Annotated in this window: 15 protein-coding genes; 9 read left to right on the top strand and 6 right to left on the bottom strand. The window is 41.3% G+C overall.

Going from position 1 to position 20,758, the window contains the following annotated elements:
* Positions 1-199: 199 nt before the first annotated feature.
* From NE535_RS08140 to NE535_RS08100, 9 genes are all read left to right on the top strand, one after another.
* Positions 200-964 carry an alpha/beta fold hydrolase gene (locus tag NE535_RS08140; RefSeq protein WP_261298145.1) on the top strand — a complete coding sequence of 255 codons (765 nt, stop codon included), beginning with the start codon at positions 200-202 and terminating at the stop codon, positions 962-964.
* 111 nt (positions 965-1,075) lie between these two features.
* The gene (locus tag NE535_RS08135) at positions 1,076-1,297 is read left to right on the top strand and encodes a DUF2788 domain-containing protein (RefSeq protein ID WP_261298144.1); all 222 of its coding nucleotides are present in this window, start codon (positions 1,076-1,078) and stop codon (positions 1,295-1,297) included.
* Between the two features lie 8 nt (positions 1,298-1,305).
* Positions 1,306-1,578, top strand: a complete 273-nt coding sequence (ybfE, locus tag NE535_RS08130) for a LexA regulated protein (protein ID WP_188839772.1) — start codon at positions 1,306-1,308, stop codon at positions 1,576-1,578.
* 51 nt (positions 1,579-1,629) lie between these two features.
* Positions 1,630-2,157 carry a flavodoxin FldA gene (fldA, locus tag NE535_RS08125; RefSeq protein ID WP_188839773.1) on the top strand — a complete coding sequence of 176 codons (528 nt, stop codon included), beginning with the start codon at positions 1,630-1,632 and terminating at the stop codon, positions 2,155-2,157.
* A 158-nt stretch (positions 2,158-2,315) separates the two neighbouring features.
* Positions 2,316-3,503, top strand: coding sequence for an elongation factor P maturation arginine rhamnosyltransferase EarP (gene earP / locus NE535_RS08120; RefSeq protein ID WP_280925400.1), 1,188 nt, complete (start codon positions 2,316-2,318; stop codon positions 3,501-3,503).
* A 51-nt stretch (positions 3,504-3,554) separates the two neighbouring features.
* A complete protein-coding gene (gene efp, locus NE535_RS08115) occupies positions 3,555-4,115 on the top strand; it encodes an elongation factor P (protein WP_188839774.1) in 561 nt (186 codons plus the stop codon).
* A gap of 237 nt (positions 4,116-4,352) precedes the next feature.
* Complete coding sequence (locus NE535_RS08110; protein WP_261298143.1) at positions 4,353-5,567, top strand: pyridoxal phosphate-dependent aminotransferase; 1,215 nt, start codon at positions 4,353-4,355, stop codon at positions 5,565-5,567.
* Between the two features lie 103 nt (positions 5,568-5,670).
* On the top strand, positions 5,671-6,273 hold the full coding sequence (gene yfbR, locus NE535_RS08105) for a 5'-deoxynucleotidase (protein WP_261298142.1): 603 nt from the start codon (positions 5,671-5,673) through the stop codon (positions 6,271-6,273).
* Positions 6,274-6,443: 170 nt separating this feature from the next.
* On the top strand, positions 6,444-7,856 hold the full coding sequence (locus tag NE535_RS08100; RefSeq protein WP_261298141.1) for a TonB-dependent receptor: 1,413 nt from the start codon (positions 6,444-6,446) through the stop codon (positions 7,854-7,856).
* Between the two features lie 139 nt (positions 7,857-7,995).
* Here the strand turns inward: NE535_RS08100 and NE535_RS08095 are convergent, their stop codons facing one another.
* The 6 genes from NE535_RS08095 to malQ form a co-directional block, all read right to left on the bottom strand.
* On the bottom strand, positions 7,996-9,675 hold the full coding sequence (locus NE535_RS08095) for a glycogen synthase (protein WP_261298140.1): 1,680 nt from the start codon (positions 9,673-9,675) through the stop codon (positions 7,996-7,998).
* Between the two features lie 9 nt (positions 9,676-9,684).
* On the bottom strand, positions 9,685-10,950 hold the full coding sequence (gene glgC, locus NE535_RS08090; protein ID WP_261298139.1) for a glucose-1-phosphate adenylyltransferase: 1,266 nt from the start codon (positions 10,948-10,950) through the stop codon (positions 9,685-9,687).
* A 100-nt stretch (positions 10,951-11,050) separates the two neighbouring features.
* Positions 11,051-13,561, bottom strand: a complete 2,511-nt coding sequence (locus tag NE535_RS08085; protein ID WP_261298138.1) for a glycogen/starch/alpha-glucan phosphorylase — start codon at positions 13,559-13,561, stop codon at positions 11,051-11,053.
* The gene (gene glgX / locus NE535_RS08080) at positions 13,548-15,716 is read right to left on the bottom strand and encodes a glycogen debranching protein GlgX (RefSeq protein ID WP_425347450.1); all 2,169 of its coding nucleotides are present in this window, start codon (positions 15,714-15,716) and stop codon (positions 13,548-13,550) included. Before glgX ends, NE535_RS08085 begins: the two co-directional genes overlap by 14 nt.
* A gap of 53 nt (positions 15,717-15,769) precedes the next feature.
* Positions 15,770-18,052 carry a 1,4-alpha-glucan branching protein GlgB gene (glgB, locus tag NE535_RS08075; RefSeq protein WP_261298137.1) on the bottom strand — a complete coding sequence of 761 codons (2,283 nt, stop codon included), beginning with the start codon at positions 18,050-18,052 and terminating at the stop codon, positions 15,770-15,772.
* A 36-nt stretch (positions 18,053-18,088) separates the two neighbouring features.
* The gene (malQ, locus tag NE535_RS08070; RefSeq protein WP_261298136.1) at positions 18,089-20,422 is read right to left on the bottom strand and encodes a 4-alpha-glucanotransferase; all 2,334 of its coding nucleotides are present in this window, start codon (positions 20,420-20,422) and stop codon (positions 18,089-18,091) included.
* Positions 20,423-20,758 lie beyond the last annotated feature (336 nt).

The raw sequence follows: 20,758 nt of genomic DNA, 5'->3' as shown, positions 1-20,758 counted from the left end.
GTTTATCGTGCCAGTTTAAGCTAAGCCTCGGGCAAGAATAAAGCCCCAAATTGATTAATTGATAGATATTCAACATTAACTGACTACTTTATTCATAAATCGCTATCATGTTGCAGATTAAATCGACAACAAAACTTGATTTGCTCCCCGTCATCACGCAGAATTTGCCGCCATCAGAGTCAGATAGTTAGGCAAGTAAATGCATTACGTCACCTCAGGCAATGGCGAACCCGTTATTTTAATCCACGGTTTGTTTGGCAATTTAGATAATTTAAAGTCATTAGGTTTATCCCTTGAAGCAGATTTTCAAGTGATCCGTGTTGATGTGCCAAATCATGGTTTAAGTGAACATTGGAACGCAATGGACTACCCAACCTTAGCCAAAGCCGTTATAGACTTAATCGATAAACTTGGATTTGATTGCGTAAAACTCGTCGGCCATTCCATGGGCGGTAAAATCGCTATGGCAGCCGCGCTATTATATCCTCAGCGCATCTCCAGTATCGTTGTCGCAGATATTGCACCTGTTAGCTATCAACCTCGTCATCAACTGGTTTTTGCCGGGCTGACCTCATTACCATTGAATCAAAACACAACCCGTAAATCTGCGCTAACTCATTTGATTGATGCTGGTATTGATGAAGGAACGGCTCAATTTCTGCTGAAAAATTTACAGCGCACTGAGTCAGGTTTTGAGTGGAAGATGAATTTATCTGGGCTAATTGATTGCTACGATCGTATCATTGATTGGCAGTTAACAAAGGATAATCGACCACTACAATACAATAAACCTTGCCTGTTTATTCGTGGCGGAGACTCAAACTATGTCACTGCTGAACATCGTGATGCCATTATTCAGCAGTTTCCGAAAGTCACAGCTAAAACACTAAATGGTACAGGTCATTGGTTACATGCACAAAAGCCTGAGATATTTAATCGAATTGTCGGCGAGTTTTTGCGCTAAACCGACGGCTATTTTTCAAGCATTTACACTGAGGCAGATAGCCGTTGCGAGTATGATGTGATATATTCGCGCCTCTTTTTTGCCGTAAAAGAAATCTTTAAAAGGTAAAGTATGCTGAATCAATATATGGAACAAATAGAAAGCCTCAGTTTGGATTTCTTTTTTGCAGCAATTTTCTTTTTTATTGGTATGGCCATCAGGGATGTACTCAATCAAGGTAATGTACCGAAATTCGGGCGATTAATCGTCTGGGGTGTATTATTTTTAGGCTGTGCTGGTTTTGTGGCAAAAGGCATTATTCAAATGACCTGGGAAGGTTCAGGTATTGGTTAATAAGAGATATGGCAAAAGAAACAGCAGATAGAACGACCATTGACCTTTTTGACAGTGAAAAACGACGTGGAAGACCCAGAAGTAATCCACTGACTCGTGAACAACAATTAAAGATCAATAAACGTAACCAAATTCAGCGTGATCGCGCTAACGGTTTAAAGCGAATAGAGTTAAAGGTGTCACAAGATTTATACGACGCCTTGAATCAACAGGCTTTGGCCAGTAACATCAGTCGTAGCCAGTTAATCGAGCATATTCTGCAACAGCAAGTCGACAACTGATTCATTTTTCGAACATCGCACTAAGCGAAATTGATATTGAAAGGATACCCCATGGCAACTGTAGGTCTATTTTTCGGTAGCGACACTGGTAACACCGAAGCTGTCGCCAAGATGATCCAGAAGAAACTGGGCAAGCAAATGGTTGATGTTAAAGACATCGCCAAGAGTACTAAAGAACAAATCGCAGAATATGATCTGTTATTATTCGGCATCCCAACTTGGTATTACGGAGAAGCACAATGTGACTGGGATGATTTTTTCCCTGAACTTGAGCAAATCGACTTTAATGACAAGTTAGTGGCTATTTTTGGTTGTGGTGACCAAGAAGATTACGCTGAATACTTCCTAGACGCTATGGGCATGGTCCGTGACATCGTTGAAGCGCGTGGAGGTATTATTATTGGTCACTGGCCAACCGAGAGCTATGATTTTGAAGCTTCAAAAGGCCTTGCAGACGCAGACCACTTTGTGGGCTTAGGTATTGATGAAGATCGTCAACCTGAATTAACCGAAGAACGTGTTGATGCCTGGGTTAAACAAATTTACGAAGAAATGTGTTTAGCGGAACTTGAAGGTTAATAATCACCAATTAACTTTCAATAAAAGCGGCTAAATTAGCCGCTTTTTCGTTTAATTAATTTGAAAATATACAACACAAATATACAGCTACAAGAATTTACTAGAATCGTCTCACATAATGATCGTTTGTTTATCTTGTATGGCTACAGGAGCATATTTTGGATTTAGACTCAACGCCTATCAATGCTAACCACTGGGACATTTTTTGCGTTGTTGTTGATAATTATGGTGATATAGGCGTCACCTGGCGTCTAGCCAAACAACTGGCTGCTGAATACGCAATCACGGTTAATTTATGGGTGGACGATCTTAAAAGCTTTTCTCACATTTTGCCTGAACTTGATGCTGGTCAAGCCTATCAGACCTTTTTTGGCGTTAACATTATTCACTGGAATGATTCATCAATTGAAGAATATTCACCAGGCCAATGCTTAATTGAGGCTTTTGCCTGTGAAATACCTTCATCGATAATTGAAGGGCTGACTAAATTAAAGCAAACTAATCCAATAGAATTGCCAATCTGGCTCAATTTAGAATACTTGTCGGCAGAAGATTGGGTTGAGGGTTGCCACGGCTTACCCTCATTTCAAACCAATGGATTACAGAAGTATTTCTATCTGCCAGGATTCACAGATAAAACCGGAGGATTAATTTGCGAGCAAAATCTGTTTCAATTACGTGATAACTGGCAAAGCGATGATGCCAATAAGATGGCATTGTTTAACCAATTAGGTTTACGTGGCATTGAGCCTAATCACCACGTCATTTCAGTATTTAGTTATGAAACACCATCATTGTTAGGCTTAATTCAATCCTGGCAGGCAGAGAAGTCCCCTATCCATGTGCTTATCCCAAAAGGAAGAAGTTTAAATAGCCTCACATCCATATTAGCTTGTTCGGTTGATAAGCTTGTCGCGGGTCAGCAATTCAACTTAGATAATGTGACATTGCACATACTGCCGATGACAGATCAACAAGGTTACGATCGACTATTATGGAGTTGCGATTTTAACATTGTTCGCGGTGAAGATTCCTTTTTACGCGCTCAATGGGCTGCAAAACCGTTTATTTGGCACATTTATCCGCAAGAAGATGATTATCACCTAATAAAATTAGAAGCTTTTATGCAAATTTACTGCGATAATCTAGCGCCTGATTTAGCTAAGCCATGGTGCGAATTGAACCGGTCGTTCAACCAAGGTAATCAAATTGACACAGTCAATCATTGGCAAAAACTCGAATTTAATCATTTGCCCTTATTGCAACACGCAAAAACATGGCCAATGACAGCATTAAATAGTGCAGATCTTGCTACTAGACTAGTTCAATTCGTGAAAAGTCGCTAAGATACTGCTCGAAATTAAAATCGATATCGATAATTTATAGGAAATAGTGTAATGAAAACTGCTCATGAAATCCGTCCTGGTAACGTGATCATGTTAGATGGCAGCCCATGGGTTGTGCAAAAAACTGAAACAACTCGTTCTGGCCGTAACGCTGCAATCGTTAAGTTAAAACTAAAAAACTTATTACTTGATTCAGGTACTGAACAGACGTTCAAAGGCGAAGACAAGTTAGACGATATCATTCTAGAACGTCTTGATTGTACTTATTCTTACTTCGCAGATCCTATGTATGTATTTATGGATGAAGAATACAACCAATATGACGTTGAAGCTGATAACTTAGGTGATGCAGCAGCATATATCGTTGATGGTATGGAAGATCAGTGTCAAGTGACTTTCTATAATAGCAAAGCGATTTCAGTAGAACTTCCTGTTCATATCGTGCGTGAAGTTATCTACACTGAGCCTTCAGCTCGTGGCGATACTTCTGGTAAAGTCATGAAGCCAGCTACCATCACTGGCGGCGGTACTGTGACTGTTGCTGATTTCGTTAAAGTTGGCGACAAGATTGAAATCGACACTCGTACTGGTGAATTTAAAAAGCGTGTTTAATCACATTTTGTAAATTCCCCAAAAGCCAGCTTAATCGCTGGCTTTTTTGTATCTTGGCAGCACAATATGCCAATTAAGATAAAATTCTCCCCATTAAATAAGATTTAAACACTAATTTTTAACATCAAAACAGCGTAAACCACTAAAAAACTCGAATAATTTCATTACCAAACACTTCCACAAAGCCATTAAATTCGTTATGGTTCGCCTACTTAGTTGTATTTTAACGAGAGCGGTATGCGTCCAATCATCAAATCCAATAAATTAGATACTGTGTGTTACGACATTCGTGGACCAGTTCATAAAGAAGCCCGTCGCTTAGAAGACGAAGGCCATCGCATTTTAAAGCTGAATATCGGTAATCCCGCACCGTTTGGATTTGAAGCCCCAGAAGAAATCGTTAGAGATGTCATATTAAACTTGCCCAGTGCCCAAGGTTATTGCGAATCTAAAGGCTTATTTTCTGCTCGTAAAGCCATTGTGCAACATTACCAATCCCAAGGGGTATTCGGCGTTGATATTGAAGATATTTATATCGGCAATGGTGCTTCTGAACTGATCGTAATGGCCATGCAGGGCTTACTTAACCCAGACGATGAAATGTTGATCCCGTCACCTGATTACCCTCTTTGGACAGCTGCCGCCAATTTGGCCGGCGGTAAGGCTGTACATTATCGCTGTGATGAAGAAGCTGATTGGTTTCCTGACATTGAAGATATCAAAAGTAAAATAACCCCTCGCAGCCGCGGCATTGTTTTAATTAACCCTAACAATCCAACCGGCGCTGTGTATTCAAAAGAATTAATCGAACAGGTCATTGAGCTTTGCCGTCAGCACGATTTGATTTTATTTTCTGATGAAATTTACGATAAAATTTTATATGACGAAGCGCAACATGTCCCAGCGGCGCTGCTTTCAGATGACATTTTAACTGTTACCTTCAATGGACTTTCTAAAGCCTACAGAGCGGCTGGTTTTAGAGTGGGTTGGATGATGCTTACCGGCAACCTCAAAGCTGCAAAAAGCTATATTGAAGGTTTAGAAATGCTTGCATCCATGCGTTTGTGCTCTAACGTACCTAATCAACATGCGATCCAAACAGCACTGGGCGGTTACCAATCTATCAATGAGTTAATTTTGCCCAATGGTAGACTCACAATACAACGCGATGCCTGCTATGAGATGTTAAACTCTATTCCTGGCGTGAGCTGTAAAAAACCCAAAGGTGCCTTGTACGCATTTCCTAAACTCGACATGAAAAAGTTTAATTTACGCGATGATGAACGTCTGGTTTTTGAGCTACTCAAACAAAAGAAAATTTTGTTGGTACAAGGAACTGCGTTTAATTGGCCAGAACCTGATCACTTAAGAGTGGTTTTCTTACCACATAAGGAAGATCTGACTAAAGCATTAAATGAGTTTGGCAATTTCTTAGAAGATTATCGCCAATAAACAGTTTTCATCCATATATCAAAAATGGGCTGATTGATTCAGCCCATTTTGGTTTCATCAGGTATGATAACTTATCCTAAAGTAATAATTGATAAGGAAAACAATGAAACAAAGTACCTTTATGGCATGGATAACTCGTTTGCCATTGTTAAAGAGATGGGCATTAATGCACTGTTTTCAAGAAGAAAATGTTTCAGAGCATTGTCATCAAGTTGCCGTTATTGCGCATTTATTGGTAGTAATTAAAAACACACGCTTTGGTGGCACACTAAATCCTGAAAAAGCTGCGACTTTAGCACTTTACCATGAAGTATCAGAAACCAAATTACAGGACATCAACTCAAATACTAAATACCATAATCCAGAATTCACCAAAGCATTTAAGCAACTAGAAGATTTAGCTGAAAAAGAATGCCTAGCCACCCTACCAGAAGATTTACGCGCAGCAATGGAGCCATTGATTGTGCAAGCTGAGGTTGATCCTGAATATAAAGCCATTGTAAAAGCGGCTGATATCTTACAAGCCTACGTCAAAACTAAAAATGAGCTCAGATTTAATAACAATGAATTTGAACATGTAAAACAAAATCTAGATCGCAAATTGGCAGAACTTGAAGCAAGCATGCCGGAAGTAAAATGCTTTATCGATATTTTCCTCGATAGCTGTACGACAACCTTAGATAAATTAAGTGAAGTGAAGTATTAATAAGCAATCCGTACTCACCCTTTTAACTCCTTAGTAGAAACACCGATTACAATTGCAGTATATTGTTTTTATCTTGGTTTAATTTAGTGAACACGTATTCAAGGCATTTAAAAAACTTGTTATTTACACTATGATTAGCCAGCTAATTTATAATTCAGATCGGAAGTAATATGGACAAGCTAGTGAGCTCTCGCAGTACCAAAGAAAAAGCCCTTAGACTTAATTTGGACGACAAAAAATACGGCACGATTGTAGAAATTGGTGCAGGCCAGGAAGTGGCGCGTAATTTTTTCGTAGCAGGTGCCGCCGCTGGGACGATTGCTAAAACTATGTCAGCTTATGACATGAAGTTTTCCGATGCAATTTATGGCGTACAACAAAATGGCCGTTATGTGAGTAAAGGCCGTGTACTTGCCATGATGGAGCAAGAATATGACTTAGTGGTAGAACGAGTTGCCGATGTACGCTCTCGCTCATCACGATACTTTAGTTATGCTGCCACTGTTGCCGCTAAAAGCTTTAATCGTGACAATGAATGTCATGCTTGGTGTGGCGTTAGAGTACAAATGTATCCAGGTGCAGAGCCTTCAAATATTGTGGTTCATGTCCGCATGTTTGATGATAATGCAGAAGCACAGCAGCATGCACTGGGAATTCTTGGTGTGAATTTAATTTATGGCAGCTATTATTATTTTGAAGATCCTAAAAAATTAATCGATTCGCTAACCGATAACATGAAAGCCAATCGTATTGAGATTGACTCGATTGAGTTTCAGGGGCCCTATTTTGAAGATATCGATAATAAAGCTAAAAACATTCATTTAATTCGCAGTTGGAAAACCCGCGCGGTGATGTTTAAACCCGATGGCACAATTGGTGTACCGGCAGAAATGCTGTACAAGAAAAACGTCCTTACCATTCGTGGATCATTTAAACCTGTCACCAAGTTAAATGTTGATATGATAGAGCAAGGTCAAAAGGCGTTTTCTGAATTAGAAGGTGTTGATGTTGATAACACTATTTTAATCGCAGAAATCTCCTTAAATGATTTACAAGGACATGATGCCAACATGTCTGAAAAAGACATTCTTGAGCGAGTCCGCTTACTGAATTTGCTCGGTTATAACGTGTTAGTGTCGGATTATACCCGTTACTTTTCATTACGCGCCTATTTCCGTCAATTCACCAATCACCAAATTGGTATCGTTGTCGGGATGATCAACATTAAGCAAATTTTTGATGTTGAGTTTTATCGCGGTCTTGAGGGCGGTATTTTGGAAGGTTTTGGTAAACTATTCCCTGATAATACCCGTTTGTTTGTCTACCCAGAACTTGATGATAAAGGTGTATTAAACGACTTATCTAATGTGACTGTACCTTCAAACCTACGCTACTTGTATCGCCATCTTGTCGAAAACGATTTCATTAAAGGCATTGAAACCAGCAATATTGAACTATTCAGTATTTATTCTCGTGAAATCCTTAAGCAGCTTGCTCGCGGCTCGGATGAATGGCAGCAAGCGTTACCTGACAGTGTTGTTGATGAGATTATCAAACACAAATTATTTGGCTATCGTGGTTAACAATCAATGTAGCGTAACTGATTAGCACTTTCTGACTAATTAGGCTTCAAACAAAATAATCTCATGAATTTGGATAGCGAAAAGGCCATTTACTTAGGGTAAATGGCCTTTTTTTGCATTTTGATCAAAACAATACTGCCTATTCACTGTACAGTTGCTCATTGTAGCTTAGTGCTACATTAGTCCAATCGAAACGCGCTTGAGATGCAGCAAGCTTAATATTAGCCAAGGTCTCAGTATCACATTCAAGACAAACCTTAAACTGCTCAACAAAGTGCTTCGCTTGCTCTGCAGCATCAATACCATCAAATACCCAGCCATTTTGCTGATGTAACACAGTATCCTTTAAGCCCCCCACAGCATGAACTAAACAGGGCTGTCCGTGCTTCATTGCCAACATTTGGCTTATTCCGCAGGGCTCAAAACTGCTGGGCATTAAAAACAAGTCACCTTGCTGATATAAGTCATCTGACAGGGCTTCATCATAACCATTTAAGAAAAGGCAATTAGTATGTTGAGCTGCAATAGTTTTAATTTGATTCGATAAGAACTCATCGCCACTGCCCAAAATGATCATCATGGCTTCTGGATTATGCGAATACAAATCACTCAGTATTTGTGATAATGCCGATTTACCATTGGTCAATTTTTGCAAAAACAACATCACTTTTTGCGAGGTTAAGCGTCCAACGGAGGTGATCAGTAAACTGGCATTGGCCGTTTTACGTGCCGCTGACAATTTTATTAAGTTTTGCTGCAACCTTTGACTGGCAATAAAATCAGCACTACTGACAGAGGCCTTATGTGCCTGCCACTTAATCAAGGCATCTTGGGCTTTATTGAGCAAAGACAGTCTTTGTTTTACCTGAATGGCTTTGTCATTAGCATGGCTATTCTCAGCGTAACTGCAGCCATTGATAATCCCCACCAGCTGATGTTGATCCGCTTTGTGTTGCAAGTCTTGCTCTAAGCCCTCTCCGCCAACAAAACCTTTTTGTGGTTCTGATTGTTGTAATATTTCTTTGGCATAGGTGGGCGACACTACATGTACCGTATCACTCAATACTATGCCCATGCGCATGGGGTTAACGCAGCTACTGTAACGCGGATCCAGTATGGCTTTTGATAACCATTGATTTTGATGAAGCGAATCAACCGAAAACCATCGTGCAAACCAATGGCAGAAAGACGATTTCTCCCCAGAAAAGGGCCTAATGCCCTGTAAGGCAAGATTGTGGATCGTAAAAACACACTTTATGGTTTTTAACGGGGCAAACTCTGTCACCACCGCCCTTAACATGGCTATCATCGCACTATGCCAGTCGTGTAAGTGCATCACCTGATAATCACCCAGTTTGCGTTCTAATAAAGCCTGCGCAACCGCTAAACTGAACAAGGCGAATTTATTGGCATCATCGGCAAAAGGCCTATCTGCGCTTCCCTGAGTGTATATACTGCCATCAACTTGATTGAACAATGGGTGCGCAAACAAATACACCCAATTTTGTTGCTGATTTGCCGTTGTATTACTATCAGCGTTCAATTGATCAGCATCAACTACAACGTGTTTTGTTTCAGGCCGTAACATTTTATAAATAATGACCGACTCAGTACTATTTCCATAGGAGACTACGACTTCTGCCGTCTTTGTTGCTGCGTAATAGTCTTTTAAAAAACCGTATTCTGGCATGGCCACATCAGCAGAAACTGCACAAGTATTTAATGCCACGGGAAGATCGCGAATAACATCCCCCATCCCCCCGACTTTGGCGTTAATCAGTGCATCATTTTCTGCGGCAACAAGTAACACTTTTTTCATCAACAATCCTTATTCGTAGCCAACAGCAAGGCCAAGCATTTTACGGGTCACTAAGGTAATGCCCTTTTCTGACACCCTGAAACCTCGAGCTTTATCATGTTCATGGTTGTAACCAATCTCCATACCCTCAGGAATGATACAGCCGCGATCCAGTATCGCATTTTTGATTTTGCAGTTTTTTAGCACCACGACATCTGGTAACAACACCGAATCCTTCACTAAGGAATATGAACAAATGCGCACTTCATCAAATAACACACTGCGTTTAACCTTGGCGCCTGAAATAATACAGCCACCCGATACAATCGAATCAACCGCCATGCCGCGACGGTCTTCATCATCAAACACAAATTTCGCCGGTGGTAATTGTTCCTGATAGGTCCAGATAGGCCACTTAGCATCATAAAGATTCAATGCCGGCGTTGGCGATAATAGCTCCATGTTGGCTTGAAAAAATGAATCCAACGTCCCTACATCACGCCAGTATGCGGGTTCATCTTCAATTGCACTCACAAATGGGAACGCATAAACATTATGTTCTTTAATGATTTTAGGGATAATGTCTTTGCCAAAATCACGTTCTGAACCTTCACTAACAGCATCTTTTTTTAATTGGTCGAATAAGAACTTAGTGTTGAATACATAGTTACCCATAGAGGCTAAACATTTGTCAGGTTTGCCTGGAATAGGTTTGGGATGCAGAGGTTTTTCTTCAAATCCAATAATACGATTATTTTCATCAACCTCCATCACCCCAAAAGCACCTGCCGCTTCTTCTAAAGGCACTTCTAAACAGCACACTGTCATATCCGCATTAGATTCAGAATGTTCAGCTAATAAACCCGCATAGTCCATTCGATAAACATGATCGCCCGATAAGATCATCACGTACTTTGGTATTTCATGGCGAATAATGTCAATATTTTGAAAAACCGCATCGGCAGTACCTTCATACCAGTTACCCGAAGTTTGTTGTGACGCGGGTAATATCTCAACCGATTCGCCTAATTCCTTTTTAAAATGACCCCAGCCTCGGGTGACATGACGGATCAATGAGTGCGATTTGTATTGCGTCACCACTCCCACTCGTCTAATACCTGAGTTAATACAATTCGACAACGGAAAATCAATAATCCTAAATTTACCGCCAAAATATAACGCAGGTTTTGCACGCCAATCGGTTAACTCATGTAAACGAGATCCCCGGCCACCAGCTAAAATGATCGCATAAGTATCACGCGTTAAATTACTAATATAACGAACACTTTTATTCATACTACTCACTCCGTGAAAATCATGGTTAAATCGGGTTATTACGTCCCTGTGTTATGCAATGTCCATCTTGCTGGCCATCATTAGTTTTACTGGTTGTTGCTTAAACGAACGACTCCTTAAGCCAGATATGTTGTTGATACCCTTCAATTGTCTTATCACTTGAAAATCGACCACTTGCCGCAGTATTACGAATACTGGTTTTCTGCCATTGGGTTGGTTTGGCATAAAGCGCGGATACCTCTGCCTGGGCGCGACAATAATCATCAAAGTCTGCAGCAAGCATCCACTGGTCGTTTGGATCACAAATCGCATCAATGATGTTGTCGAAAATACCGGGCTCAACGAGGTTAAAATGTCCCCCGCGCAGCATATTCAACACCCCTTGTAATGCAGGTGATTTGTCGATGTAGGTTTGTGGGTTGTACGAAGCTTTTAATTGCTGAACTTCTGCGGTGGTTAAACCGAATAAGAAGAAATGCTCTTTACCCACTTCTTCAATCATTTCTACGTTGGCACCATCTAACGTCCCTATTGTGAGAGCACCGTTCATCATGAATTTCATGTTGCCAGTGCCAGAGGCTTCTTTCCCCGCTGTTGAAATTTGTTCAGATAAATCGGTACCAGGACAGATTTTTTCCATCGCGCTGACGTTGTAATTGGGTAAAAAAGCCAAACGAAGATAAGGCGTGACTAACGGATCGTTATTGACCATGTGTGCAACATTGTTGATTAATTTGATGATTTGTTTCGCCATGGCGTAACCAGGCGCGGCTTTGCCGCCGATTAATACACAGCGAGGAGCCATGTTTGCGGTATCACCATTGAGAATACGTTGATATAAATGAATAACGTGCATCACATTCAGCAATTGACGTTTGTATTCATGAATGCGTTTAACTTGCACATCAAACATCATATTCGGCTCAAAACGAACGCCACTTTGTTCGAACACAAAATCCGCTAGCACTTGCTTATTAGCTTGTTTTACTTCGGCCCATTTTTTTACAAAGGCTTTATCAGCAGTAAAAGCATTCAACGCGGTTAAGTGCGATAAATCATGGATCCACTCGTTACCTAAATGACGGGTTATCAGTTCAGTTAACCGCTGATTGCAATTGACTAGCCAGCGTCTTGGGGTGACCCCATTAGTACGATTATTAAACTTATGTGGCCATAACTGGTAGAAATGATTAAAGAGTCCAGCTTTGAGTAGTTGAGTATGCAACCCTGCCACGCCATTGACCGAAAAACTCCCAACAATAGCCAGATAGGCCATTCTCACCTGCTGCTTTTGGCCCTCTTCAATAATTGACATTGCAGCTAACTTATTACTATCACCAGGCCATTTATGGGCTACTTGCTCCAGAAATCGGGCGTTAATTTCATATATAATCTGCATGATGCGCGGCAACATATGCTGCATTAACGATACTGGCCAACGCTCAAGCGCCTCTGGCAATAATGTGTGATTGGTATAAGCCATACATTGGGAGGTAATTTGCCAAGCGTTATCCCAACCTAAACCATAAACATCCATTAGCAAGCGCATCAATTCCGGCACCGCAATACTGGGATGCGTATCATTAAGTTGAATCGCATTCTTAGCGCTAAACTGGCTAAAATTATCACCATAAACTGCCACATAGCGTGTAAGTAAATCTTGTAAGCTTGCCGAGCTTAAAAAGTATTGCTGACGTAAGCGCAATTCTTTGCCATTCTCGCTGGCATCGTTGGGGTACAGCACCATGGTAATTTGTTCAGCAAGGTTTTTATCTGCTACCGCTTCAGCATAATCACCGTCATTAAACTCGGCGAGATCAAAGTCATCATTGGCCTCTGCTTTCCATAACCGCAATGTATTGATGCGCCCATTACGGTATCCAGGAACGGGCATATCATAGGGCACGGCTAATACATGCTGACAATCCTGCCAAACATGTTGAGTGTAACCCGCTTTGTCTTGATAACTGGTGCAATGGCCAAAAAATGGTACCGAAACTATACGGTGCGGCATTCTTACTTCCCAGGGATTCCCCTGACGAAGCCAGCGATCGGGCTTTTCTACCTGGTAGCCATTGACAATTTTCTGGGCAAACATGCCATATTGATATCGAATACCATAACCCGTAACCGCTAAATCTAAGCTGGCACAACTATCAAGGAAACACGCCGCTAAACGTCCTAAGCCGCCATTACCTAAACCAGCATCATGTTCACATTCTTCAATTGTTTCTAAATCCACCGCATATTCAGTTAGCAGCGCTTTAGTGTCTTGAGTTAAGTCTAAATTCAATAACGCATTGCCTAAGGCGCGGCCCATTAAAAACTCTAACGACAAGTAAGCCACTTGTTTTTGTTCAAATTGATTATCTTTAAGGCGCGTATTTCTCCATTGGTCTAGCATTTGCTCTTTAACCCCAAATGCTAAGGCATCAAATATTGCCGAATTTGCCTGCTCGTTATGACACAATCCATAGCGAATTTGGCGTGCAACACCTGCTGATAAGGTGTCGCAGGGCTCACAGGGAACCTTAGTGGTATGAACATGCTCACTTTGTTGTGGTGTTGGTTTAACGGGCTTCTTTGAACGAGCACTTTTAGTGACTGTCATGTTCAACTCCTTGAAAATTGCAATGAAAAATCATTAAACTGCGGGACTGTAAACGGTATTGACCATCTGGGTTAATCACATTCGATTGTCCATCTGTATTGTCTTGTGTGTGCAAAAGGCACGCCCATGCTTGAAAATGCGTTAACTTAGGCAAACTGAATGTGTGCTGAGTATCATCGGCATTGAATAGCAGTAATAAGGCCTGAGTATTTTCTGGCACTGCACCGATGTCGTTCTCAAGTAAGTTACCAGTGACAATCACACTTAAGGTTTTGCAGTGGTATTCACCCCACAAGACTTTGGTCATCGGCTCGCCTAACTTATTGAACCAAGCTATGCCGTTATCAAATAATGCTTGAGGTTGGTGGATAAATTGCTTATGACATAACAACGGAAATTGTTTGCGTAGCTTGATAAGCTGGCGGGTAAAATCAACTAGATCCCAATCAATTTTTTGCCAGTTAAACCAATTCTCTGGAGTATCTTGGCAATACGCATTATTGTTACCCTGCTGGCTATGCCCTGCTTCATCACCCGCCAACAGCATAGGTACGCCATGGGACAATAATAACGTCGCCAGAAAATTTCGTTTTTGTCTTAATCTAACCGTGTTTATCGCTTCATTATCGGTTTCACCTTCAACGCCATAATGGCAACTGAAGTTTTCTTGATGTCCATCGCGATTCTCTTCGCCATTAACTTCATTATGTTTAGCTTGATATGTCACTAAATCATGTAAGGAGTAGCCATCATGGCTGGTAATGAAGTTAATACTGGCAGAAGGGCCACGGCCATTATGTTCAAATACGTCGCTGGAACCATGAAATCGTTTAGCAAACTCTGATAACATGGCATCGTCACCACGCCAAAATCGACGCATAGTGTCTCTATATCGATCATTCCACTCACTAAACACCACGGGGTAATTGCCTAATTGGTAACCACCAGGACCAATATCCCAAGGCTCAGCAATTAATTTCACCTGACACAACACAGGGTCTTGCATCAGGGCATCAAAAAATCCGCTACCGGGATCAAAGCCATAGTGTTCACGGCCCAAGCAACTGGCCAGATCAAATCTAAAACCATCTACCCCCATCACTTCTACCCAATAACGTAATGAGTCCATTACCAACATCAGCACTTGTGGATGATTTATATTGAGGGTGTTACCGCAACCCGTATCATTAATGTAAAATCGGGCGTCATTAGGCATCAGCCGGTAATAGCTGGCATTGTCGATACTTCTGAAGTGATAACTTGGGCCAAGATGATTGCCCTCAGCGGTATGGTTATAAACCACATCTAAGATCACTTCGATACCTGCCTGATGCAGACTTGATACCATTTGACGAAACTCACTAATATCATCTGAGCTGAGATAGTGCGGATGGGGAGCAAAAAATCCTACCGTGTTGTAGCCCCAGTAATTGGTCAGCTTTTTCTCTATCAAGAAAGGTTCATCAACAAAAGCATGAACGGGCAGTAATTCTATTGCTGTTACCCCGAGTTGGCTGAGGTAATCAATCACCTCAACACTGCCTAGCCCTGCAAATTTACCGCGGCTTTGCTCACGCAATTCAGGATGTAATTGAGTAAAACCTTTCACATGGGTTTCATATACAATGCTGTGGTTAAGCTCGCGCTTTATCGGTGCAATCTTTATCTTGGCAATAGCTTGAGTATCCACTACCACAGATTTTGGTACATAGGGTGCATTGTCTTTGGTGCAAAATGACAAATCAGCGTTTACATCATCAATATCATAGGCATAGATAGCATTATCATATTTCAGATCACCCACCAGTTGTTTGGAATAGGGATCCATGGCCAGTTTATGATGATTGAATCTATGGCCTAATTCAGGCTGATAAGGGCCAAATACTCGATATCCATAAACTAATCCCGCCTGTGCCCCCACTAATTCACCATGCCAGATATGATGGGTTTTATGCGTTAATATATATTGCGCTACTTCGACATGCGTTTCAGGGTCGAACACACATAACACCACCTTAGTGGCATTGGCAGAAAATAATGAGAAATTGACACCATGCTGAGTCATCGTTGAACCAAGCGGATAAGCTTTGCCAGCAGCCAAGCTGATTATGCTGGCAGTCCCTATTGGTTGAGGTCCATTTTTGGGTGTATTCATCGCCATTAAGTCCTTTGTTGTCAAAGCCACGTACTTACCTTTGTTGGGACACCCTATTTTGACAAGTCATTGCTCAAGTCAATGTCCGCCTGTAAGTCCACCTTGGCCTCTATTGGCGTCAAGAACACACAAGCCAATGGCGGCACAGTAATGAGCGCGCTAAAGGGCTGACCTTGCCATGCCAGCTCTTGAGGGATAATAGGGTTTTCATTAACGACATTAGCGCCGTTATAACAGGCTTTATCGCTGTTTAATGTCTCTTCATAGATAACATCATGAGGTAAACCAATACGAAATCCGTGCTGAACCTGAGGTGTCATATTCACAACAACCACCACGTGTTGATCAACCGCTTGTGCAAATCGGGCAAACACCAACACACTATTGACATCGTTATGACAATCTAACCAACTAAAACCAGTGTGTTGATGGTCTAAAGCAAACAAAGCGGGAGTTGCTTGATAGAAGTGGTTCAAATCACGCACCCAATCTTGAATGCCCTGATGTGGTAAATATTCAAGTAAATGCCAATCTAAACTTTGATTATGATTCCACTCATTACGCTGAGCGAATTCACTGCCCATAAAGATCAGTTTTTTACCCGGATGCGCCCACATGAATCCGAAATAGGCGCGCAAAGTTGCAAATTTCTGCCAATCATCACCTGGAATTTTGGCGATTAAAGCACCTTTACCATGCACCACTTCATCATGACTTAGTGACAAAATAAACTGCTCGGTGAAAGCGTAAACCAGTCCAAAGGTCATCTCGTTATGATGGTATCGACGATATAATGGATCGCGACGAAGATAACTTAAGGTGTCATTCATCCAGCCCATATTCCATTTATAACCAAAACCCAAGCCATGATGCTCAGTACTTTGGGTAACACCGCCCCAGGCTGTCGATTCTTCAGCTATCATATCGATACCCGGAAATGCTGCGTACATCAGGGTGTTTAAGCGTTTGAGAAAGGCAATAGCCGCTAAGTTTTCACGACCACCAAATTCATTAGGCAACCATTGGTCATCGGCGCGGGAATAATCTAAATACAGCATCGAAGAAACCGCATCGAGTCTTAAGCCATCAAAGTGAAACTCGCTTAACCAGTAATGGGCATTACTGAGTAAAAAGCTTTGAACTTCAGCTCGGCCATAGTTAAAAATCAGCGTATCCCAGTCAGGATGTTCCCCCAAACGAGGATCCGCATGTTCATATAAGCAGGTACCGTCAAAATGCGCTAAACCATGGGGATCTTTCGGAAAATGTGCAGGCACCCAATCTAACAGCACCGCCAACCCTTGTTGATGACACTCATCAATAAAGGCTTTAAGCCCGTTAGGCTGACCAAAACGATAAGTCGGCGCAAACAGTCCTACAGGCTGATAACCCCATGAGCCATCGAATGGATATTCACTGATTGGCATTAACTGTAAATGGGTAAATCCCATTTCTATTACATAGGGGATCAGTTCATCGATGAGTTGTTGATAATCATAGTAATCCTGTCCTGAATCCCCTTTGCGTCGCCATGAGGCTAATTGCACCTCATAAATTGACATAGGTTGTTGATGACTTTGACTGGCTAAGGTATCTCTTTTGTGCTGGCGCTGGCTTAACCACTGTTGGTCTTGCCATTGATAATGCCCTTTTTCAGGCACAACAGAGGCGTTACCCGGCGCAGCCTGCATCATGCGAGCATAAGGGTCGGACTTTTCAATGCGATGACCATTGGTTAATTCAATATTGAATTTGTAGTGCATGTGAGGCTCTACATCAGCAATGAAAATATCCCACAAACCACTAGCGGGATGACGACGAAGTATATGTCGATGTGTATCCCAATGGTTCATATCCCCCACTAGCGAAACCTGCTTGGCATTGGGCGCCCATACACAAAAATGTACTCCGTCAATGCCCTGATGATTTTTCCAGTTAGCGCCTTGAAATTGATAGGCACTAAACTGATTACCTTCATTGAATAAATACACATCCTTATCGTCTAACAAGGAACAAAATTGATAGGGATCAATGATATCTTCAACGCTTAACGGATAAGTCACCCGAAGTACATAAATAAACGGCTTTTTACGTCTAGGTATAATGGCGGAGTAAAAACCATTTGGGTGGAGGTTTTCTAAACTTGCAACCTTCCGATTCGTCTTTAAATCAATAACATCCACATTTAAAGCTTGTGGCAAAAAACAACTCACCACTAAGGCATTTGAATCAGCTTGACGGTGCATTCCTAGTACAGAAAAAATATCAATATATTGTCCATGACTGATCGCTTCGGCTATTGCTGCATTAATATTAGGGGCATTCGTGGTCATCATATTGGCTTCCATAAAATGATTTTGTTGTCGCTCTGGTTAAAAATCTTTTTTCAAACAAGATGTTTGCCGGCGCACTGCAGCAATTAACTGGCATCGCTGACGCATTTTTTTATCTTGTTTTAAGTGATCGATTGTTGTGGTTAAGCGTCGTTGCCAATTCGGAAATGATTTCCACGTTCCAGGAATATTGATGCTGTGTTTATCAGCCATCAAATCGCTCAGTTGTACGCAAAACAGACTCGATTCACTTATGGCTGCGACCATTAACCAGGCATCTAGCAGTTGATCAAAAGCCAAGTTATCCAATGCCCCTAAAGCTAAACCGTTATCCACGCTGTTGGCAATTAGGCTAGTGATTTTGGCACTTAAGTTATTAAATTCTGAAGCTAAGGCAACATCCGAATCCGACAGTGTTTTTAAACCCACATCAATCCATTGCAGTAATTGATACCTCTCTTTTTCTCGCTGCCGTTGCTCATCTTGGTATTGTTGTGAATTTGGGTATAACGCAAGACGATCTCTGATATGTAAATCGTCGCCCTGCCACCACCCTTTTAGAGGCGCAACATCGTGGTTAGCCAGCATCATCAAACTGTGAGTCTTATGTTGCTGCGGAGCAATAAAGCCATGTTGATTTTGGCTAAAATAAAACAATTGATTGGATAACAAGTGACGTTGCTGCATTGCTGTACTGATTTCAGGCGGGACTATCCCTAAATCTTCACCAATGACAATGCATTTAGCGCGTTGGCTTTCTAAGCAGACGATTGCCAGTAAAGTGTCTAATGGATAATAAACATAGGCTCCATTGCCTAAGGATTTATTGAGCGGCCACCACCACAATCGCAGTAACCCCATAACATGATCGATTCTTAAGGCCCCGTAAAACTGCATATTGGTGCGCATTAGATCAATGAAATGGCTAAAGTTATGTTGTTTAAGTTTGATTGGGTCAAGCGGTGTTAAACCCCAGTTTTGACCAGAGGGTGAAAACCTGTCTGCAGGCGCGCCGATGCTGGCATGAGTACAAAACTGCTCAACGTGGCTTTGAACCTCGTTGCCCTGCAATATCGCACCGATAGCTAAATCGCCAATTAGGCCGATTTTCATTCCTAAGCACAAACAATATTGTTGGCAGGCTCTAAGTTGCTCAACCGCGATAAATTGTAAATAGGCGTAAAAATCGGCAGGCATAGATAGCCATTCTGGTGCATGGGCAATTTGGTCTTTGCAAAAAGCAGCTAACGAACTGCCTTGTTGTTTTTTAAACGCGGTAAATAACGCATATCGTATAGTCGAAGACACTTGCTGCTGCGAACAAAATAATTCATATAACTTAACAAAAATTTTATATTTAGATTCAAAAACCCTTTTATAACTAATTAGTTTAATGTGATTTAAATTCACCTCTATATCTAGATTTTCAGTATTTATACTATTAGCTTTAGCCTCGGGGACCTCATCAATATTGATATACAAGGGATTAAGACGACGTCTATCACTAGGGCTATATGGACTGCAGTTGTCAGCATTGGCGATATCCAGTGCATGCAGTGGATTTAGCATGACGAAATCGGCCCCCTGTTCAGCACTAAATTCTATGAGTTGTTTTAGCGCTTTGAAGTCACCTATTCCATCTGTGGGGTTATGTGAACTTTTTAAGCTATAAAGCTGAATGCTTATTCCCCATAGCTTGGTATTGGCAGGCTTTATAATATCAATAGTAGATTTGATTGGGTCTTGAGTGTTATTGGCAATAGCGCCTTGAAAACACGTATCAGGTGCAATCATTAAGGTGCCAGACGCTGAATCAAGCTCACTAACAGCATCAGTGTTAGTAACATTGACGGCAGTGAGCCTGTGATAACCTAATGGTAATGTCTCACTAATGTAATCCATTAAGGAAACTTGATAGCGACAGTAACGGATATTGTCGTGGCGATAATCGCCGATAATCTGTAAGTCCTTGGTATGAGATCGCCACTCAAACACCGTCTTACCAGATGATAACTCGACGCCATCTTCAAATTTCAGTGTGAAGCCAATTTCAGTTAACTGTTCTGCTAGATATATTATGATGACCGGACTAGATAAATAACAAAATTGGAATGAAGGTAATAATGATAACCAAGGAGCAACATCAAGATCGTGTGTTTTATCAGTGATAACCGACTCATCGATATCCAATGAGAGAGTTGAATCAACTAGGGGGACTGGATCAGCATTTTCATAAGGTTTAGCCAGCATAGAGGCTAAAATACCTAATCTATCGCTTGGCGTGATATGGGCGTGTTGACCATAACAGTCAATATATTCCGCCCCTACACCTTGTAGATAAAGTAACTTCTCCAGCCCCATATTTGTCTCCATGCCAACCACTCTCCATAATCAGAGCAGTTACCATGCCAGCATTAAATAACAATAAGAAGACAGATTAATGACAGTTATAAGACAATATATTTGATTTGTTACAATAACTTATAGATTTATGATAGGTGATTACTTGAACACTCAACTTTTTCATCATTGAATATTTGCACAATTTTGAAGCAGTAAGTGCGCAATAATCGGGCATGGCACTTAAGTCTTGACCCTTGAGTCTTGACCCTTGAGTCTTGAGTCTTGAGTCTTGAGTCTTGAGTCTTGAGTCTTGAGTCTGCAAACAACATTAGAATATCGACGAAAAGCGAAATAAAAAAACCGCCT

It is taken from the genome of Shewanella holmiensis (genome assembly GCF_025370255.1).
Classification (GTDB): domain Bacteria; phylum Pseudomonadota; class Gammaproteobacteria; order Enterobacterales; family Shewanellaceae; genus Shewanella; species Shewanella holmiensis.
Note: the sequence above shows the minus strand (reverse complement) of the source record. Positions and strands in the feature narration are given on the sequence as shown.

Coding starts and splice junctions, on each gene's coding strand:
- NE535_RS08140 (WP_261298145.1), top strand. CDS start 200: ATGCATTACGTCACCTCAGGCAATGGCGAACCCGTTATTTTAATCCAC.
- NE535_RS08135 (WP_261298144.1), top strand. CDS start 1,076: ATGCTGAATCAATATATGGAACAAATAGAAAGCCTCAGTTTGGATTTC.
- ybfE (WP_188839772.1), top strand. CDS start 1,306: ATGGCAAAAGAAACAGCAGATAGAACGACCATTGACCTTTTTGACAGT.
- fldA (WP_188839773.1), top strand. CDS start 1,630: ATGGCAACTGTAGGTCTATTTTTCGGTAGCGACACTGGTAACACCGAA.
- efp (WP_188839774.1), top strand. CDS start 3,555: ATGAAAACTGCTCATGAAATCCGTCCTGGTAACGTGATCATGTTAGAT.
- NE535_RS08110 (WP_261298143.1), top strand. CDS start 4,353: ATGCGTCCAATCATCAAATCCAATAAATTAGATACTGTGTGTTACGAC.
- yfbR (WP_261298142.1), top strand. CDS start 5,671: ATGAAACAAAGTACCTTTATGGCATGGATAACTCGTTTGCCATTGTTA.
- NE535_RS08100 (WP_261298141.1), top strand. CDS start 6,444: ATGGACAAGCTAGTGAGCTCTCGCAGTACCAAAGAAAAAGCCCTTAGA.
- NE535_RS08095 (WP_261298140.1), bottom strand. CDS start 9,675: ATGAAAAAAGTGTTACTTGTTGCCGCAGAAAATGATGCACTGATTAAC.
- glgC (WP_261298139.1), bottom strand. CDS start 10,950: ATGAATAAAAGTGTTCGTTATATTAGTAATTTAACGCGTGATACTTAT.
- NE535_RS08085 (WP_261298138.1), bottom strand. CDS start 13,561: ATGACAGTCACTAAAAGTGCTCGTTCAAAGAAGCCCGTTAAACCAACA.
- glgX (WP_425347450.1), bottom strand. CDS start 15,716: ATGAATACACCCAAAAATGGACCTCAACCAATAGGGACTGCCAGCATA.
- glgB (WP_261298137.1), bottom strand. CDS start 18,052: ATGATGACCACGAATGCCCCTAATATTAATGCAGCAATAGCCGAAGCG.
- malQ (WP_261298136.1), bottom strand. CDS start 20,422: ATGGAGACAAATATGGGGCTGGAGAAGTTACTTTATCTACAAGGTGTA.